General features: G+C 71.6%; 12 protein-coding genes. 4 read left to right on the forward strand and 8 right to left on the reverse strand.

From position 1 onward, the window contains the following. Window positions 1–17 precede the first annotated feature (17 nt). Together WME85_RS01040 and WME85_RS01045 are read left to right on the forward strand one after the other, a co-directional pair. Entirely contained in the window at window positions 18–1,028 is a 1,011-nt protein-coding gene (locus tag WME85_RS01040) for a hypothetical protein (protein WP_437834351.1), read from the forward strand. A 146-nt stretch (window positions 1,029–1,174) separates the two neighbouring features. Beyond that, a complete protein-coding gene (locus WME85_RS01045; RefSeq protein ID WP_437834353.1) occupies window positions 1,175–1,606 on the forward strand; it encodes a hypothetical protein in 432 nt (143 codons plus the stop codon). 334 nt (window positions 1,607–1,940) lie between these two features. Here WME85_RS01045 and WME85_RS01050 read toward each other — a convergent pair whose 3' ends face one another. From WME85_RS01050 to WME85_RS01070, 5 genes are all read right to left on the reverse strand, one after another. After that, window positions 1,941–2,585, reverse strand: coding sequence for a hypothetical protein (locus WME85_RS01050; RefSeq protein WP_437834356.1), 645 nt, complete (start codon window positions 2,583–2,585; stop codon window positions 1,941–1,943). Window positions 2,586–2,754: 169 nt separating this feature from the next. After that, a complete protein-coding gene (locus WME85_RS01055; protein ID WP_437834358.1) occupies window positions 2,755–3,972 on the reverse strand; it encodes a hypothetical protein in 1,218 nt (405 codons plus the stop codon). Further along, complete coding sequence (locus tag WME85_RS01060) at window positions 3,969–5,288, reverse strand: FecR domain-containing protein (RefSeq protein ID WP_437834360.1); 1,320 nt, start codon at window positions 5,286–5,288, stop codon at window positions 3,969–3,971. The genes WME85_RS01055 and WME85_RS01060 overlap by 4 nt, the downstream gene beginning before the upstream one ends. Continuing rightward, window positions 5,281–5,931: an RNA polymerase sigma factor gene (locus WME85_RS01065; RefSeq protein ID WP_437834361.1), complete on the reverse strand. Its 651-nt coding sequence runs from the start codon at window positions 5,929–5,931 to the stop codon at window positions 5,281–5,283. The genes WME85_RS01060 and WME85_RS01065 overlap by 8 nt, the downstream gene beginning before the upstream one ends. Before the next feature lie 81 nt (window positions 5,932–6,012). Next, window positions 6,013–6,468 carry a GFA family protein gene (locus WME85_RS01070; RefSeq protein ID WP_437834363.1) on the reverse strand — a complete coding sequence of 152 codons (456 nt, stop codon included), beginning with the start codon at window positions 6,466–6,468 and terminating at the stop codon, window positions 6,013–6,015. Window positions 6,469–6,616: 148 nt separating this feature from the next. Here WME85_RS01070 and WME85_RS01075 point away from each other — a divergent pair, with 148 nt between their 5' ends. Then, window positions 6,617–7,579: a helix-turn-helix transcriptional regulator gene (locus WME85_RS01075; RefSeq protein WP_437834366.1), complete on the forward strand. Its 963-nt coding sequence runs from the start codon at window positions 6,617–6,619 to the stop codon at window positions 7,577–7,579. A 30-nt stretch (window positions 7,580–7,609) separates the two neighbouring features. Here WME85_RS01075 and WME85_RS01080 read toward each other — a convergent pair whose 3' ends face one another. Continuing rightward, a complete protein-coding gene (locus WME85_RS01080; RefSeq protein ID WP_437834368.1) occupies window positions 7,610–10,522 on the reverse strand; it encodes a kelch repeat-containing protein in 2,913 nt (970 codons plus the stop codon). 225 nt (window positions 10,523–10,747) lie between these two features. Beyond that, entirely contained in the window at window positions 10,748–12,262 is a 1,515-nt protein-coding gene (gene ilvA, locus WME85_RS01085; RefSeq protein WP_437834371.1) for a threonine ammonia-lyase, biosynthetic, read from the reverse strand. 606 nt (window positions 12,263–12,868) lie between these two features. Between ilvA and WME85_RS01090 the strand changes: the two genes are divergently transcribed. Further along, complete coding sequence (locus WME85_RS01090) at window positions 12,869–15,805, forward strand: beta-propeller domain-containing protein (RefSeq protein WP_437834373.1); 2,937 nt, start codon at window positions 12,869–12,871, stop codon at window positions 15,803–15,805. Between the two features lie 154 nt (window positions 15,806–15,959). Here the strand turns inward: WME85_RS01090 and WME85_RS01095 are convergent, their stop codons facing one another. Further along, window positions 15,960–18,797, reverse strand: coding sequence for a hypothetical protein (locus WME85_RS01095; RefSeq protein ID WP_437834376.1), 2,838 nt, complete (start codon window positions 18,795–18,797; stop codon window positions 15,960–15,962). Between the last annotated feature and the right edge of the window lie 79 nt (window positions 18,798–18,876).

Here is an 18,876-nt window from a genome sequence, read left to right on the forward strand (position 1 = left end):
TCGAGGGAGACATCACCATGACGACGCCGCTCACCTTCACCCGCGCCAAGGCCGCTGCCGCCGACTTCCTCTGTGTCGCCGGCGTGCCGGACGGCCAGGAGCCCTTCACGCCGTTCACCCGGCTCTGCCGTTACGATGCCGGCGATCCCGGGCCGGTGAAGTGGTTCTACGACGACCTCCAGGTCGCGGTCACCTCGATCACCCGCTTCTCCCCCGCGCCCGGCGCGCCGACCTCGTTCTGTGTGCTCTCCGCCGAGGGAGACGTCGTGCTCGCGCGGCCACCGTTCCCGCGCGAGAAGATCCCTGGCGCCGGCATCACCTCGCCCGACGCCGAGCGCTGGGGGCGCCTCGCGCGCCTCCGCCCCGTCGGCGACCACCTCTATGCCTGCGGCGACGGGGGGCAGGTCTATCGCCGTGTCGGCGGAGACTTCGGCGCCGGCCGCTGGGAGCACCTCGATCGCTCGCTCTTGCAAGATCCCGAGGAGCGGGCCCGGGCGCTCCTGCGCGCGCCGAGCTCTCCGGCCGCGGAGCACAAGGTCTTTTACTGCGTCGACGGTCCACGCGAGGACGAGATCTACGTCACCGGGACGCGCGGCACGATCCTCGTCTGGGACGGCGCCACGTTCACCGCTCTCCGGCCCGTCACGGGCGCGGCGCTGGTGAGCATCCTCGTCGAGGACGAGAAGCGCATCTGGATCTGCGGGCGCGAAGGCACGCTCCTCCGCGGCAACCGGCGCGACGGCTTCCGGGCGGTCGCGGTCTCGGGCCGGCGCCAGATGTTCACGTCGATCGCCATTCACGACGGCCGGATCTACCTGGCGAGCGGCGCCAATCCGCGCGGGCTCTTCACCTACGAGCGCGGCAGCCTCCGGCGAGTCTCGACCGGGCTCGTGCCCGAGATCGAGGACGCGCACACGGTCGACAGCGTCGGCGGCGCGCTCTGGGTCGTCGGCTCGAAGGACATCGTGCGACTCGAGGGCAGCCGCTGGGAGCGGATCGACCACGTCGACAACGCTCCCATCCGTTGACACCTCGGCGCCGCGAGCGCTGCCTGAGCCGGCGTCATCCCTCGCTCGCCGGCGAAGGCGGGCCCGCGCGTCGCGATCGCGTGCTCGGACGGAGGAGGCTTGCGCAAGCCTCGGGCGGGGAGCACCATCTTTCCTCGGAGGTGAGCATGAAACGGGTGGCGTGCATCCTGAGCGGCGCCGCGCTGCTGCTGGCCGCCTGCGGCGGTGAAGTGGATCCGGCGCCGAGCGATACCGCCGTGACGCGAGGGGAATGGATGTGCGGTGCGGCGGCAGTGCCGTACGACGTGCCGCACGACTGCTGGATGGCGGAGACCCAGCTCGCCGAGGTCTGTACGCGCGAGCTCGACGTCGACCAGCCGTCGGCGCAGCAGGTCGAGACCTGCGTGATCGACGCCGAAGGCACGATGTACGCCGTGGGCCTCGGCGACCGCGCCGAGCTCCAGGCGCCCGAAGCCTGGTCAGTGCTCGTGCGCGGCAACGACGGCAGCTACACGTCCGACGGCTTCCCGATGCACGAGCTTGCGCACTGCTCGGATTACATCGGCTCCGGCGCCTTCGTGAAGCGCTGCGAGCCCTGAAGTTCATCCGCGCACCCAGGCACCTTCCGCCACCGACCGGCGCTTGACATGACATCCAGGCGTACGATCCACGGGTCCGCCTGCAGAAACCAACAGATCCAACGAGCTCACCCGGCTGTGTAGCATTGTCTGCACCACGCTCGCCGCCGCGTGCGAGCCGCCTGCCTAGCTAGAGCGACAAACGGGTTGAAACCACGAGAAAAAGCAGAAATTTCACAGGGAGGCGGGGAGGCGGGGAGCGAGAGACGGCAAGAGGGAGAAGTTCATTTTTTTCTTCCTCCCCGCCTCCCCGCCTCCCTGTGAAATTTCTCCGGGTTTCAGCATGATCGATGTTCTAGGGGAACACCACGTCGAAGTCTGTCTCCCCGGGGTAATCGAAGGTCACGGTCTTCACGATCGGCGACCCGAGATCTTCATCGTCGACGTCGAATGCCTGTACCTCGATCGTGTAGGACCCCGGCGCGGCGTCCACATACCGCTGGCACTCTGACGCGCAGAAGTCGTCGTTCACCATGGCGGGGCAATACTTGCCTGCATAGATGTCGACGTCGTGAGACAAGATGCCGTCCCACACGAACGGCGTCTCGGCCCCCGCGACGAACCGGACGACGCCTGTGCCGTTGCAAGTATCTGGGCATACGTCGGAGCTACCATCGCACATCACGTCGTACGGGTGGCTGGGCAGGCGCCCGCCGTCGGGGGAGGTCAGGGACCACGGAAGCCAGCCACATCCGCCGTTGGGAATCATGAGATCCGTCGCGCCCGTGTTGCGGATATGAAACGTCACCGGCGTGCTGCGGCCCAGGGCGGTCGAGAGGCAAACGTCCGGGTCCCCGCTGCTGCCGCCGCTGCCGATGGCGGCGCCGCTGCCGCCGGCCCCGCCGCTGCCGATGGTGGCGCCGCTGCCGCCGGCCCCGCCGCTGCCGCCGATCCCGTTGACCACCGCCGGGTCGCAGGCGAAGAGGCAAAGTGAAAGCAAGGCTGAAATCGTGAAGCGGTGAGGATGAGAGCGCAGTTTCATGATGTCTTGTTCTCCTGAACGACTATCTCGCGAACACGCAGGGTAGTGGCGGCGATGCCCTCTCCAGAGCTCACGAAAGTGCGCCGCGTCGATCGCGGAGGCGAGATCGCTGTTAAGCGCCCAGGCGCTAGAAGGTCGCGCTCAGCCCGATGGTGAATATCCCCGTCACGGCGCCGGCGCGCCCGGCCTCGACATGAAGGATGGTGACGACCGGCTCAGGAGTCCCGACGATCGCGTCGATCGCTGCCACGGCCTCGAGGCTCCTCGAGATCCGCACCCCGAGACCGGCGCCGCCCGTCAGCCCCACGGCAAGCGCAGCGTGGTGCTCGCCGTGAAAGGGAGCTCTCGCCTCGCCGTCGATCTTCAGCTGCTGGACGCCGGCGCCGAGCGCGAGCGTCGGATGAATCCAGGCGCGCTCGAAGAAGGTATGGGCCAGATCGAGCGCCACCGCCGTCTGCCGGATCTTGACGTCGCCGGCCTCGGCGCTCACGACCGCAGGCACGATACCGGGGGCGAAGAGGACGCGGACCGTGAGCGCGGAGACCGGGGTGAACCCCGCTCGGAAGACCGGAGTGGGCGCGGCGCCGAAGCCGTTCGCGAGCACGCCAAAGCCGGCCGAGAGCATGGCACCGGCGGCGGGCGCAGGCGGAGGGCGCTGCGCGCGCGTGAGCGGCGCCGCGGGCGGCGGAGGTCGCGCCCGAGGGCGCTCGACGGGCGCCGCCGGAGGTCCGGCGCGCGCCGCCGAGGGCGCAGAGGGCGCTGTCGAGGGCGCGGGCGGCGCCGTCAACGCCGCAGAGGGCGCGGCCAGAGGCGCGACCGGCGCCGCGAGGGGCTGATCGACATCGAGCCACCGCGCCAGGTCGCTCGATAACGCCCGCTTCTGCGCCGCGCTCAGCTCCAGCAGGCTCGCGCGGAGGAGCTCGACGGAGCGGACCGCGAGATCGCTGGCCGCGCTCGAACGGCTCGACCCGCCGAGCTCGACGCGCCGGACCAGCGTCTTCTCCGTGACGTGATCCGCGATCCACACATCGGCGACCGCGCCGCGCTCCCTGTCCAGCTCCAGAACCGCGATGGTCGCGAACCGTTGGTCCTCACCGCCAGCGCGCCCCGCGGTGCCCTCGACCTGCGTGCGACCCTCCACGCCGGGCCTCCCGTCGGCCACGCGGACGGCGAAGCCGACCGCGCGCAGCTCGGCCGAGAGTCGGGTGATCGTCTCTCTCACGATCTCGCTCGGCCGCGGCGGACGCACGAGGACGACGAGCGTGCCCGCCTCGGCGCGCGCGCGCGCAGCGCCGGAGATCAGGAGCGCCGCGCCCAGCGCGACGGCGAGCCGACGCCCCCTCATCGCGCGGAGACGACCTCCGCGGCGACGGCGGCGAACGCGCCTGTCGGATATCGCTTCAAGTACTCCTCCGCGACGGCGCGCGCCGCGTCCGGTCCCGCGAAGTCCCTCATCGCCACGAGCTTCCTGCCGAGGGCCTCGGACGAAAGAGGCCCCGTGGGAGACTCCGTGAGATAACGGTCGTACCACATCGCCGCCTCTCTGGGCGAGGCGGCCTCGGAGAGGCGACCCAGCAGGAACGCCGCCGAGCGCGCCTCCGCCGAGCCGGGGAACCGCGCGCGTTCGGCGAGCATCGCGCGCCGCGCGAGATCGGCTTGACCCGCATACCGGGCGGCGTCCGCGAGGGACGCGACGTCGTCGAGCGTGCCGGCGCCGAGCACCTCGTCGATGCCGCGCGCCTTTGCCTCGGCGATCACCCCGGCGAAGTCGCCGTCGCCCAGGCGCTCGCGGAAGCTCGCTCCCGCGCGCGCCGGGGCGGCGGCGGCGCGCGCCGGAGGAGCGCTCGCGGCGGCCGCACCGGCGCCGGCCGCGCCCTCGCCCGCAGCCGACGCGCGCGCGGAAGGCTCGTGCGCCGGAGGCGCGCCCGGGCCCGCGGCGGGCGGCGGCGCCGCGCTCGACGGCGTCCCGGAGCCTGCCGGGGCGAGCTCCCCCGTCGGACCCGGCCGCTCGTTCAGGGTCACCTCCCCGCGCGCGACGTCGGCGACGAGACGCTGGCCCCCTCGGAGCGCGATGCCGGTCGGGATGAGCGAGCCGCGGACGACGACCGCCCCCTCCTGCATCGTCAGCCTGAGCCGGTCGTCCTCCCAGGCCAGGTCGAACTCGGTGCCTGTCACGGTGACCGTGAAGGGCCCCGCCTCCGCGGCCCACGCGGCGCCTGGCAGGTGCGCGACGTGAAAGCGCGCGCTGCCGCCCTCGATGCTCACGCTGGCGCCGTGCGCGGTCACGGCCGCGATCCTCGCGCGGGCGCCTGGAGCGAAGGCGATCGACGTCCCGTCGCTGAAGCGAGCGGTCGCGCCGCCGGGCCCGGCGCTCAGGTAGCTCTCCGATACCGATGCGCCGTCGACGCGATAGTCGAGCTGTCGTTCCGGCCAGAGCCTCAGCGCGCCGAGGAGCGCCAGCAGGGGAATGGCGACCGCGGGGGCGAGCAACCACCGGCGCCGCGCGACCGGCAGCGCGTCCCGCTCGAGGGCGTCCAGCATCCGCTCGCGCCCGCGCGCGTGCTCGCGATCCGGCACCTCCCCCGAACCGTTGTCTCGCGCGAGGTGGACGAGCCGCTCCAGCGCGAGCTCTGCTCTGGCCCTGTGCTCTCGCTCAATCACCCTGGGTCTCCTCCGGAACGGCGTCGAGGTAGGTCGAGAGGACCGGATCGCCCTGGGCCATCGCATGCAGGCGCGCCGTCACCTTCGCCAGGTGCCGCTTGGCGGTCGCCACCGAGACACCCACCGCTTCCGCCGCTTCCGCGAGCTCCAGGCCCTGGATGTTGCGGAGCGCGAAGAGGAGGCGGGCCTTGTCGTCCAGCCGATCGAGCAGCTGATAGAAGCGCTGGAGCGCCTGGCGGACCTCGGGCGCGGTCCCCTCCCGCGCCTCCTCCGGCATGACGCCGTCGTCCGTGAGAAAGATCCAGCGACGAAGGCGGCGCCGGCGCAGGTCGTACCGCGCGACGCGCGTGGCGATGCCGATCAGGAACGGCCGGAGCGCGGCGGGGTCGCGGATGCCCTTGATCTGGCGGAAGAAGAGCAGGAACGTCTCCTGGACGAGATCCTCGATGTCGCCCCCCGGCCCGAGCGCGCGGCGGAGCAGCCCGCGCACGACCGCGGCGTAGCGGTCCCAGACCGCGGCGGGAGCGCCGGCCTCGCCCTCGATCAGGCTGCGCGCCAGCGCGGCGTCGTCGAGCTCGGCGACCCGGACGCTGCGCACGAGCGCGAGCCGGTGACCGGCGAGGGGGAGCGAGGTGGAGGACACGGTTGCGCGGGGGAGTGGCTGCGGGCCGTGTCCCGTAGCTCAACAAAATGCTCCCGACCGGGCCGGCTCCGGATCAGGTCTTCAGGCCCTCTTCGCCGCCGTGACCGGATCCACGTACGGCGCGATGGCGAGCTGCTCCCACGTGTTGTGGAGCCCGTCGAGGTACATGACCGGGACCCCGGAGAGATCCGCGTCGTCGAGGCAGTTCAGGTTCACGGAGCAGTACTCCCCGCCGAGCTCCGGGAGGTCTCCGTGCCCGAAGACGCGGACACCGCACGTCTTGCAGAAGCGGGCATGGCCGGCCTCGGACCGCGAGAAGTCGCCGAGGACCTCCTCGCCGGCGACGAGACGGAAGGCGCTCGGCTTCACGATGGTGCCCCACCACCTCGTCTTCGCGCAGATGGTGCAGTTGCACTGCGTCGTCCCGGCGCTCGGGTCGAAGTCGGCCTCGAAGCGAACGGCGCGGCAGGCGCAGCTCCCCCGGTAGGTCCGGGCGCCGGGGGTCGTCGTGGTTTGCGCGGAAGCGGCGTTGCTCATGGGCGAAAGCTCCAGGGGTCGGGGGGGCGCGGCGCCTTCGGGCGCCTCGCCCGCGTGATGAGAGGAGGCTACACTGGCTTGCGGACAGATTCGGTCCGCAAGGATCCCGGAAGGAACCGGAAGGAACCGGAAGGAAGAGGAGCGGCACGTGATCCAGACCTCCGCGCGCCTGCTGAAGGTGCTGTCGCTGCTGCAAGCCCGGCGCTTCTGGACGGGCGGGGAGCTCGCCCGCGAGCTCGAGATCACCGAGCGCAGCGTCCGGCGCGACGTGGACCGGCTCCGGAGCCTCGGGTACCCGGTGCACGCCGCCACGGGCACCGGCGGCGGGTACCAGCTCGGCGCCGGCAAGGAGCTGCCGCCGCTCCCGCTCGAGGACGACGAGGCGGTGGCCGTCGCTGTCGGGCTGCGCGCCGCGGCGACCGGGCCCGTGAAGGGGCTGGAGGAGGCGGCGGTGCGCGCGCTCGCGAAGCTCGATCAGGTGCTCCCGAAGCGGCTCCGGCGCAAGGTGAGCGCGCTCGAGGCCGTGAGCGTGCGGCTGGGCGACGGCGGGCCCACCTTCGACGCGGACGCGCTCGCCGCGATGGCGAACGCCTGCCGCGACGCCGAGCTCCTGCACTTCGACTACAGCAGCTACAGCGGCGCGGCGAGCGCGCGCGTCGTCGAGCCCTACCGGCTCGTGCACACGAGCCGCCGCTGGTACCTGCTCGCGTACGACCTCCATCGCAAGGAATGGCGGACGTTCCGCGTCGATCGAATCCAGGGCAGGCCGAGGACGGCGGGTCGCTTCAGGCCGCGCCCGCTGCCCGCGGAGGACGTGGCCGCCTACGTGTCGCAGTCGATCTCGACGGACGCGTACCAGTTCCGCGCGCGCGTGACGGTGCACGCCCCCGCGGACGTCGTCTCGGCGCAGCTCTCCGGCGTGGCGGCGCGCGTCGAGCCGCTGGAGCCGCACCGCTGCGTGGTCCACACCGGCGGCGGGACCCTCGAGGCGCTCGCGTTCCACCTCGGGTTCATGGGGTTCGAGTTCGAGGTGCACGAGCCGGCGGAGCTGATCGAGGTCCTCCGCCACGTGGCCGATCGCCTCGGCCGGGCCGCGGGGCGGGCCGGATAACGTACGAAAAGAACGATCGATTGCTGCGCTTCAGCGCCCGCGGCGGCGCGCGAAGAGGGCGCCCAGGGCCACGAGGGCCGCGAGGCCACGCCCGCTGTTCTCCGCGGCTCCGCCGGCCGCGCGGCAGCCGCCGCCCGGCGCTTCGCCGCCGCCGGAGCCGGTCACGCCGCCGGTACCGCCCTGACCGCCGGAGCCGGTCACGCCGCCCTGACCGCCCTGACCGCCGGAGCCGGTCACACCGCCGGTACCGCCTTGACCGCCTGAGCCGGTCACGCCGCCCTGACCGCCCTGACCGCCCTGACCGCCGGAGCCGGTCACGCCGCCCTGACCGCCCTGACCACCGGAGCCGGCCATGCCGCCGGAGCCGGCCATGCCGCCGGCGCCGCCGCCTGCCTCGCCCATTCCGCCCGCGCCCCCCACTCCACCGGAGCCGCCCACTCCACCGGAGCCGCCCGCGCCGCCGCTTCCGCCGCTGCCCTCCGGGGTGACGCCGCCCTCGTAAATCTCCGCGCTTCCATGCGCCTCGGGGTCGCCGTCTCCGGACGAACAACCCGCCAGCAACCCCCCGAAGACCAGGACGCGATTGCCCTCGAGCAGCACGGACCACGGCGCGTCGCGTAGCCTGCTCATGTTCTGCACCGTCGACCAGCCATTCGTCACGGGGTTGTACACCGCGGCGCCGCGGAGGGTGCACTCGCTGCCGCCCGTCCATTCCTTGCCGCCCGCGATGAGCACCATTCCGTTCCCGAGCAGCGTGGCCGTGTGACGTCGGCGCGCGACGTCCAGGGGGCCGGTCACGGTCCAATCATTCGTCGCCGGCTCGTAGACCTGCGCGTGCGGGAAGTTCTGCGCGCCCGTGACCAGCACCCGACCATCGCCGAGCAGCACCGCGGTGAAGTCGGCGGGCGGCACGAGCAACGCCTGCGTGGGCGTCCATGTATTCGTGGCCGGGTCATACCGATCGGCGCCGTCGCCGCTCACCACGAGCACGCTGCCGTCGAGCAGCCTCGTCGCCTTGTGCCCGGAATGCGCGAAGGTCAGCGTCCCGGCCGGGGAGAACGTCCCCGTGGCCGGGTCGTAGAGCTCCGCCGTCGCCGGGTCGCCCGCGCCGCCGCTCACAAGCACCCTGCCGTCGTGCAAGAGGACCGCCGAATGCCGCGAGCGCGACGCGCCGAGCGAGCCCGTCGCAGACCAGGATCTCGTCGTCGGATCGTAAAGCTCGGCGACCGCCGTCCCGCCGCCCACGACGAGGACACGATCGCCGGGGAGCCGCACGAGCGCGACGCTCGGATCGTGGTGCGCGACCATGGTGCCGGTGAGCGTCCATGCAGTGCTCGCCGGATCGTATGCCTCGGCCGTCGACGGAGAATCACCGCCCACGACGAGGATCTCGCCGGTCGAGACCCGGATCGACGCGGGCGTGCGGCGCGCGCGAGAGAGCGGCGCGACGTCGCTCCAGGCGTTCGTCGCCGGATCGTAGATGTTCGCGGACAGGGTATCGTTCCAGTCGTTGTCGTACCCGCCGGCCACGAGCACGCGGCCATCGGCGAGCTCGGCCCACGTGCCGTCGTGCCGCGGCACGGGCATGCTCCCGGCCGGCGTCCACGCGGGCTCACAGCCGACCGGCACATCCCCGACGCAAGCCCCCGCCTGGCAGACGCCGTTCGCCGTGCAGCCGTCGGCGCTGCCGCAAACGGCGCCGCTCAGCGGGGTGCAGGTGCCGTTCGCCGACGCGCCCGCGGTCACCGCGCACGCGTCACACGAGCCCGCGTCACACGCGGTATCGCAGCAGACACCGTCGGCGCAGAAGCCGCTCGCGCATTCGCCCGCGAAGAGGCAAGGAGCGCCCGGGTCCGCGAGGGTGAGCCGCTCGACGCTCGCGCTCCCGCCGCCGGCCACGAGCACCCGCCCGTCTGCCAGCGCCGTGGCGGTGTGGCCGCTCCGGTCCGCGTTCAGGTACTTGCCGAGCGACCACCTCCCGCTCGCCGGATCGTAGACCTCCGTGAGCGCGCCGCCGCCGGCGACCAGCACCCGGCCATCCGCGAGCAGCGTGGCCGTGTGCCTGTAATGGGTGACGTTCATCGGCGTCGCGTTCGTCCAGGCGTTGGTCACCGGATCGTAGAGCGCCGCGCTGCGGTTCGTGGAGGTGAACCCCTCACCGCCATAATCGGTGTAGCCGCCGGCGACGAGCACCTTGCCATTCCCGAGGAGCGTCGCGGTGTGCCCTTCCCGGTTCTGGATCGAGCCCGCGGCGGTCCACGTGCCCGTGCCCGGATCGTAGCGCTCCGCGCTGCCGATGGGGTCGCCGGAGGGGCCCACCCCGGCCACCACGAGGACCTTGCCGTCCGGCAAGAGCGCGGCCGTGTGGGAAGAGCGCGCCCGCGCCATCGACCCCGCGTCGGTCCACGTATCCGTGGCGGGATCGTAGATCTCGCTCGAGCTCATCACCCACTCCTCGAACTCACCGGCGGCCACGAGGACCCGGCCATCGGGCAGGAGCGTCGCGGTGTGGCGCTCTCGCGGCGTGAGGAGCGGCGCGGCAGGCGTCCATGCACCCGTGGCGGGGTCGTAGATCTCGACGGCGTCGGTCATCCCGCCGGCCACGACGACCCTGCCGTCCGGAAGGAGCGTCGCGGTATGGCCGGTGTGCGGCGTGCTCATCGACGCGACGAGCGTCCATGTGGTCGTGTCGGGGTCGTACACCTCGGCCGTGGCGCTCGCTCCGCCGGCCACGAGGACCTTCCCGTCGAGCAAACGTGTCGCCGTGTGCCTGCTCCGGGCGACGTTCATCGGCGGCGCCACGTCCCAGCGTGGCGCCGTGAGCGCGGCGGCAGCCGCCCCGATGCCGTGCTCCTTTGCGCGGCTTCGTGGGGCGTCGGCGCCATTGCATCCGAGCGCCGCGGCCAGCGGCGCGACGAGCAGGGCGGGGGCGAGGCGGTGCAAGCGTGAGGCTGAACGCACGCTAGACGATAGCGGCCCCAGCGACTTGGCTGTCAAGACAAAGCGACCGCCGCGGCGGACAGGAAGCCGTGGAGTTCCCGTCCATATTCAGCCCCGCGTGGACGGCGCGTGGCGAGGATAGCCCGCGCAACGTCGTGCCGGCCGCCGCACGGGACAGGTGCTCGAAAGCCCGACGACGCAGCGGGGGGTCGGGCTTTCAGCGCTTCATCATCTCAAGAAGAGCTGATAGGCCGCATTCTTGGTCTCCTCGATGCACGGATAGCCGAGCTCGGTGAGGAAACGGTCGAACTCGTCGTATTCGGGCTCCGGGACCTGCAAGGCGGCGAGGACTCGCCCGAACGCGGCGCCGTGGTTGCGGTAGTGGAACAGGCTGATGTTCCAGCGCCCGCCGATGTGCGTGAGGAACTGCATCAGCGCCCCGGGGCGCTCCGGGAACTCGAAGCGTAGGAGCCGCTCGTCCGCCGTCGGGGCGCGCCCGCCGACCATGTAGCGCACGTGCAGCTTGGCCATCTCGTCCATGCTGAGGTCGATGACCGGCAGCCTGGCGGCGTGGAGGCGCTCCAGCACCTCGTCGCGCTGCTTGCGCCCGTGGGACAGGCCCACGCCGACGAAGATCTGCGCCTCGTCCGCGCGTCCAAAGCGGTAGTTGAACTCCGTGATGGTCGCGCGCCCGAGCAGCTGGCAGAACTCGCGGAACGCGCCCGGTCGCTCCGGGATGGTGACCGCGAACAGCGCCTCGCGCTGCTCGCCGAGCTCCGCCCGCTCGACCACGTGCCGCAGGCGGTCGAAGTTCATGTTCGCGCCGCTGTGGATCGCCACCAGCGTCTTTCCGCTCAGGCCCTCGCGCTCGACGTACGCCTTGAGGCCCGCGACCGCCAGCGCGCCTGACGGCTCGGCGATCGAGCGCGTGTCGTCGAAGATGTCCTTGATGGCGGCGCAGATGGCGTCGGTGTCCACCACGATGACGTCGTCCACGCACCGTCGGGCGATGCGAAACGGCTCCTCGCCCACCTGACGGACCGCCACGCCGTCGGCGAACAGCCCGACCTGAGTCAGCCGTACCCGCTCGCCCGCGTCGAGCGCCGCGCGCAGACACGCGGCGTCGTCCGGCTCCACGCCGATGACCTTGATCTCCGGGTACAGGTGCTTGATATACGCGCCGATGCCGGCGATCAGCCCGCCGCCGCCCACGGGCACGAAGATGGCGTCCAGCGATCCGCGGTGCTGGCGCATGATCTCCATGGCGATGGTGCCCTGACCCGCGATCACGTCCGGGTCGTCGTACGGGTGCACGAAGGTCAGCCCCTCGCTCTCTTCGAGCGTCTTGGCGTGGGCATAGGCTTCGTCGTAGGAATCCCCGATCAGCTCGATCTCCGCGCCGAGCGCGCGCACGGCGTCGACCTTGATCCGGGGAGTCGTTGTCGGCATCACGATGCAGGCGCGGATGCCGAGCCGCTGCGCGGCGAGGGCCACCCCCTGCGCGTGGTTGCCCGCGGAGGCGGCGATCACGCCGCGCGCCTTCTCGGCCGCGCTCAGCGAGGAGATCTTGTTGTAGGCGCCGCGCAGCTTGAAGGAGAAGACGGGCTGCAGGTCCTCGCGCTTGATCAGGACGCGATTGCCCAGGCGCGCGGAGAGCCGCGGCGCATCCTCCAGGGGGCTTTCTTGGGCCACGTCGTAGACGCGGGCGCGCAGGATTCGCTCGAGATAACCGCCTGGTGCCATTCGGCCCCGGAAGCTACGGTCCTCCGCGCGCGTCGTCAACTCGTTCGCGGAACACCCCTCAGGGCATCAGGCCAGCTGCGCTCGCGCGGGAGAAGCGGAGGAAGATCTTCAAAATACTCCCTGTCTCCCCGACTCCCTGTTCGATTTCTCCGTTGGAAATGGCTGCAACATGAGGGGATTCCCTGGCCGCGAGACAGAACAACGGGTCATCGCCTCTGCTTGTGCCGCGGAAGCCGCTGCCGCTCTCGGCATGACGGACGCTGCCCTCGCGGAGGCGGCCTACCCCGCGCGTGGCAGGTCGGTTCGCATCATGAGGATGTCCGATTGTGCCAACGTGGGCCACGATCGCGGCGGGAATCTGTGGGGCATCGTGGCACACGATGGACTCACGCAGCGGAAGCGCGCATTTCATCGCGAGAAGAGCCTGGCTCGCTGCTTGCAAAAATGTGCCAGCACGCGACGCGCTTGCATCGACGCAGGCGCGAGGTCCTGCGTCTTGCTGTCGAAGAGAGGTGCCCATTGATCATCCTGTTCAGAGCCTGCGCCGGCTGGGTCGTCCTCGCGGCGACAGCGGCATCCGTCGGACTTGTCGGTTGCAACGGAGGCATGCACGGTGACGGAGCATCCAGCCCTCCTGAGCAGACCGACTTCATCTCTGGCAATCCAACGGTCCCCCGCGGCGACGGTCCGGCGGATGATGGCCCGGGCGACCCTGGCTCGGACCCGGAGGGAGACGGCGGCGGCCCGAACGCGGGGCCGGTGCCGCCGCGCGGCGGAGCGATCGCGGAGCGCACGCTCCGCGACGCCGATATCGTCCAGGAGCAGGACGGCAGGCTCTACGCGATGTCGCAGTACTCGGGGCTCACCGTCATCGACGCCTCACTCGACGGGCTGCACGTGCTCGGGACCCGCCGGATGACCGGCACGCCCGTCGCGATGTACCTGCGCGACGGAATCATCTACGCCCTGTTCTCCGGGTGGCCGCACGTCGTGCCCGACGCGCAGCCGGGCGCGTCCCACCACGAGCTCACGAGCCGTATCGAGGCGCTGGATGTCTCCGATCCAGCGGAGATCCAGCCCGTCGGCTCGTTCGATCTGCCGGGCAAGCTCACCGAGGCGCGCCTCGCCGGCGACGTGCTGTACGCCGTGACCTACGAGCACGGCTCCTGCTTCGGGTGCGCCGCCGCGCCGAACACCACCGTCACCTCCCTCGCCGTCGGCGACCCGTCGGAACTCGCGGTCATCGATCAGCGGAGGCTCATCGAGAGCGCCCCTTCGGGCTACTGGGGATGGCCCAGCGTGAGCGTCAGCGACGAGCGCGTGTATGTCGCCAGCGCCGCGTGGGACGGCGGCGAGGAGGCGGGGCGCGCCACCATCCAGGTCGTCGACATCTCCGACCCCGGCGGCGCCCTCGTCGAGGGCGCGCGCGTCGAGGTGACCGGCCAGATCTCGGATCCCTGGCAGGTGGATGAGCACGACGGCGTGCTCCGCTTCGTCAGCCTGCCCGGCCCCTGGCAGCCCGGCGCGAAGCCCGGCATCCACACCTTCTCCATCGCGTCCTCGCAGGACATCGCGCCCCTCGGCGCGACCGAGCTCGACCTGCCCCCGGCGGCGGAGCTGCGCTCGGTCCACTTCGACGGCGACCGCGCCTACGCGATCGCGCCGCAGCCGACGACCCCCGTGCTCCTCGTCGACCTGAGCGACCCGGCGCACCCCGCCCAGGCCGGCGGGATCGCCGTACCCGGCACGGTCTACCACGTGGAGCCGCGCGGAGATCGCCTGTTCGCCCTCGGGGCCGATCACGCCGCAGGCGAGCGGCCCCTGCACGTCTCGCTCTTCGACGTCTCCGATCTCGCGAATCCCACGCTGCTGGAGCGCGTCGCCTTCGGCGGCCGTCACGCGCGCGTCGTCGAGGAGCGCGACCGCATCCACGAAGCGCTCGCGTTCTTCGACGGCCTGGGCACCCTCGCCGTGCCCTACCGCGAGACGGGTTTCGAGGCCGAATGCAGCACCCTCACGACGGGCATCCAGCTCGTCGATTTCACGCGCGACACCCTCGCGAAGCGCGGCGCCGCCGCCACGCGCGCACAGTCGCGGCGCGTCGTCGCCACCGGGGAGCGGCTCGTCGCCGTCTCCGACCTGGGCGTCGAGGCCTTCGGCATCGAGGACCGCGGCGCCCCGGCCAGGGTCGCCGGTATCGCGCTCGCGACGCTCGCCAGCAGCACGGTCGCTGTCGGCGACATCGTGGTTCGCATCGGCGCAGACACGGATACGGGGGGCGGCGCCTGGCTCGAGATCGCGTCGGCCGAGAGCCCGGGACTCGCCGAGCCGATCGCCAGGCTCGACCACGCGGCGCTGTTCGCGGATGACCCCGCCTGCCACGGCGAGTTCGCCAACGCCCGGCTCTTCGCGCACGGGCAGCACGTCTATGTGCTCTCGTCCACGTCGGGTTCCGCGTCCACGCACCTCGCGATCGTCGATGTCGGGGACCCGGCTGCCCCGCGCGTGGTCGCCCAGCGCGATCTGCCCTTCAGCCCCGGCGCGCTGTACTACACCGATCGTCTCGGAGCCGTCGTGTCCGCGGGCAGCCCGGTGGTGCAGGCCGGCAGCACCCTCGTGATCCGTCACGCCAGCGATGACGGCACCTATCATGACGAGTCGGCGCGGCCGCCTCACGAGGCATGGCTCGAGCTGCTCGACCTCTCCGACCCGCTGAACCCGCGGCACAGCTCGGTGGAGCTCCCGGAGGGCGCCGGCCACGCGGGCCTCCAGATCGACGGCACCACCGTGCTCGTCTCGCGCTGGGTGCCGCTGCCCGACGACCCCTCCAGGGCGCGCTTCTATCTCGATCGCGTCGACGTCGCGGACCCGTCCTCGCCGGTGGTGCGGGCGTCGGTCAATGTGCCCGGCTCGCTGCTCGCGTTCGATGGCGCGTCCGGCCGGCTGCTCACGATGGATTACGAGAACGTCGAGACCCCGGTGACGGGGCGGGAGGCGTGTGCTCGCGCCTTCGCGTCGAACCCGGCGTTCACGCCGGAGGTCGCGGGCGACGACGCGGGGCCGGGCGTGTGCAGGGGCACGCGAAGGGCGCTCAAGCTCCTCGACCTCGGCGACACGAGCGCGCAGCTCCGGGACGAGCGTCCCGTGGGCGACACCGTGGCGGTCGTGCAGGCGCTCGCCGGCGAGGACCGCGCGTTCCTGTCGGTGGAGGACGGCTCGGTGGAGGACGGCACCCCCGGCGCAATGCCCGCGATCCTCGTGGCCGGCGGGCTGCGGGAGGGCAGCCTGCAGACGGCGACGCAGGAAGTCGCGGGGGTCGACCGTCACTCTGGGGCGCTGCTCCTCGCGGACGGGGCGCGCCTCCTCGTCATCAACAACGACGATCCCGGGCTCTCCGTCCTCGACGCGACGGACCTCACGGCGCTTTCGTTCGAGAAGAAGGGCGAGCTCTCCGCGTACGTGGTCCACGCGACGCTCTCCGGCGACCGCGCGCTCTGCTCCTCCGGGCGCTACGGCCTCGAGGCCGTGGACGTCGGCCCTTGATCCACGTCGCGCGTCCCGCGGCCCAGCCGCGAGGCGCGCGACAGCCGCCCTGTCGATCGGCGGCGCCCTCGGTTCGGGGGCGAGCGAGGCCGTGCTCTCCCCATGTCCTCCGCGCCGAAGAGCGTCTTGCGCGGAGCGTGGCGCCTCGAGGTGCTCAGAGGGCGGCGCGCCGCACGGCGACGCCGACGCCGGCGGTGCTCCAGCAGCCGCCCATCGACCAGGAGATCGTGGTGTTGGAGTTGCCCACGAGGTAGCCGGCCAGCGCGACCATGGTCGCCGGATCGGTCAGGCGCCGGTTCATGGTGGAGGTCGCCGCGGTGGGGCTGATCGTGGCGCCGGTATTGGCGTTGCGCGCCGCCATCACCGTGTACACGAACGAGCCGCTCGCGCTGAAGTTGGTGCTGACCCCCCGGATCGCCGTGCCGCCGCAGTCCGTCGCGCTGGTGTGGATGCCGGTCGAGGTGGTGCTCGCGAACGGGTTCGTCTGGTGCGCGCCCTTCAGCTCCACCACGTTGGCGAAGTACACGCCCCAGGTGTTCGCGTTCGCCATCTGCACCACCACGGGCTTGTTGCCGGTGGCGGCCGGAAGCTGGCTGTCCAGGAGGTAATAGATGTGCGCCGCGGCGTTGTTCTCGCCCGACACCCGCTGCGTGTTGAAGAGCGTCATCGGCGTGCCGTCGTAGGTGACGCTCACCGGCACGAGCGAGTTCTCGGAGGCGACGACCCCGACAAGGACCATGCGATCGTGGTCCCGCGGCGACTGCAGGGCGTGGTTCACCCTGATGAGGGGCGCCGAGTCCCCGATGGTGTTCAAGGTGCCGATCGTGCCCGAGTTGACGACGACGATGTCCGGCGTGACGACGCAGTTGCCGTTCGAGCAGATGGACCTCGTCCCCGAGCACACGTGGCCGCAGTCGCCGCAGTTGGTGGCGGTGCCGAGCTGGGTCGTGCAGCCGTCGTGGGTGTCGCCGCAAGCCTTCCAGCCCGCGTTGCAGGTGGGCACGCAGGCGCCGGCCGTGCAGGCGGTGGCGCTCGCGTTCGCCACGAGGCACCGGGCGTTGCAAGCGCCGCAGGCGTTGATGTCGCTGGAGGTGTCCTTCTCGCAGCCGTTCATTTCGTTGCCGTCGCAGTTGCGCCACAGGCCGCTGCACACCGGGCTGCAGCCCGACGAGCTGCATTGATTGCTGGTGACGTGGGCGCTGGTCCCGCTCTGGCACACGAGGTTGCAGCCGAGGCAGTTGCTCTCGTCGCTCCACAGGTCGATGTTGCAGCCGTTCCTCGGTACCCCGCAGTCGTCGTACTGCGCGGTCGTGCACACCGGGTTGCAGGTGCCGTCGAGGCACTGGTTGCTGGTGGTGTGGATTGGGTTGCACTGGGTGCCGCAGGCGCCGCAGTTCCCCTCGTCGGTACTGACGTTGGCCTCACAGCCGTCGGTCAGCGAGCCGTTGCAGTTTCCGTAGTCCGCCCTGCAGCCGACGAAGGCGCACGCGCCGGTCTGGCAGGTCGCGGTGGCGTTCGCGTAGATCGTGTTGCAGTTGACGCCGCCGGCGGCCGCGCAGGCGCCGCAGTTGGTCTGGTTCGAGTTGATGTTCGTCTCGCACCCGTTGTCCGGATCGCCGTCGCAGTCGCCCATCCCGCTGTTGCAGGTCCTCACCTGGCACTCGCCGCCCTCGCACTTGGGGGTGCCGCCGGCGATGGTGCAGGTCTCGCCGCAGCCGCCGCAGTGGCTCAGGCTCGTCTCCGTGTTGGTCTCGCAGCCGTTGTCGTAATCGCCGTCGCAGTCGGAGAAGCCTGGCTCGCAGGTGCCGATGGCGCAGCCGCTCGCAGTGCACTTGCCGGTGCCGTTGGCGACCGTGCACAGGCCGCCGCACGCGCCGCAGTTCTGCGGATCGGCGGCCAGATTCACCTCACAGCTGTCCTCGGGGTCGCCGTTGCAGTCGCCCCTGCCGGCCGGGCAAACCGTCTCGCCGCACTCGCCGTTGCGGCACCAGGGCCTGCCGCCCGCCGCGGGAATGCACTCGTGGCCGCACTCGCCGCAGTTCAGCACGTCGCGGGTGATCCCCTTTTCGCAGCCGTCTTCGCTCAGGCCGTTGCAGTCGGTGAAGCCCGCGTCGCACTCGACCTTGCACTCCGACCCCTCGCAATACGCGTCGCCGTTCACGGACGGGCACAGCAGGTCGCACCTGCCGCAGTGGCTCGAGTCGGTCGAGGTGTTCACCTCGCAGCCGTTCTCGGGATCGCCGTCGCAGTCGGCATAAGGTGCTTCGCACGCCTGGACCTTGCAGGCACCTCCCTGGCACTCGGCCGTCGCGTGCGGCAGCGCGCACTTCTGGCCGCAGCTGCCGCAGTTGTCCACGTCGGTGCGCACGTTGACCTCGCACTCACCCCCGGCCTGGCGATCGCAGTTGGCGTAGCCATCCGAGCAGGTGGGGCCGCACACCCCGTCGATGCAATCGTCGCTGAGGCAGTCCTTGCTCGAGCGGCAATCCTTGCCGTCCTGGCAGCCCTCGCAGTCGGCGCCGCAGTCGACGTCGCTCTCGGTGCCGTTGGTCACGCCGTCGGTGCAGGTCGCCCCGACGCACAGGCCCTCCTGGCACACGCTGCTCTCACAGTCGCTGGCCCGGTTGCAGGCCTGGCCGGTCGCGCACTTCTTGTCGCAGCTGCCGCCGCAATCGACGTCCGACTCCGAGCCGTCGCGGGCGTCGTTCATGCAGCCCGCTTCCTGGCAGACGCCGTCGATGCACTCGCCCTCGGCGCAGTCGCGGCTCGCGGCGCAGGCGGAGCCGAGCGGGCACGGCTCGCACTCGCCGCCGCAGTTCAGGCCCGTCTCGCCGTCGGACTGCGTGTCGTCGATACAGTGTGCCGGCAGGCCGGGGTCGGCGAACTCGAAGTCCGGCACGCTGCACGAGACGGCGGAGATCCCCGCCGTCAGCGCGGCGGCCGAGAACGCGCGGAGCAGCGCAAAGCAACGTAGAAAGCTCTGGGTCGACATCCAACGGCAAAAGTATCATTCCCTGGCGGATTTCGCGGCCACAAATCGAGCCAGGTCAGGGGCCGCGCCGAGCTCTGCC

Source organism: Sorangium sp. So ce1153, from assembly GCF_051521595.1.
Classification (GTDB): domain Bacteria; phylum Myxococcota_A; class Polyangia; order Polyangiales; family Polyangiaceae; genus Sorangium.

What these genes read in the sequence shown, in the direction of transcription:
- WME85_RS01055 (WP_437834358.1), bottom strand. Translation starts at nt 3,972, where the DNA reads ATGAGGGGGCGTCGGCTCGCCGTCGCGCTGGGCGCGGCGCTCCTGATC.
- WME85_RS01040 (WP_437834351.1), top strand. Translation starts at nt 18, where the DNA reads ATGACGACGCCGCTCACCTTCACCCGCGCCAAGGCCGCTGCCGCCGAC.
- WME85_RS01070 (WP_437834363.1), bottom strand. Translation starts at nt 6,468, where the DNA reads ATGAGCAACGCCGCTTCCGCGCAAACCACGACGACCCCCGGCGCCCGG.
- ilvA (WP_437834371.1), bottom strand. Translation starts at nt 12,262, where the DNA reads ATGGCACCAGGCGGTTATCTCGAGCGAATCCTGCGCGCCCGCGTCTAC.
- WME85_RS01045 (WP_437834353.1), top strand. Translation starts at nt 1,175, where the DNA reads ATGAAACGGGTGGCGTGCATCCTGAGCGGCGCCGCGCTGCTGCTGGCC.
- WME85_RS01090 (WP_437834373.1), top strand. Translation starts at nt 12,869, where the DNA reads ATGCACGGTGACGGAGCATCCAGCCCTCCTGAGCAGACCGACTTCATC.
- WME85_RS01095 (WP_437834376.1), bottom strand. Translation starts at nt 18,797, where the DNA reads ATGTCGACCCAGAGCTTTCTACGTTGCTTTGCGCTGCTCCGCGCGTTC.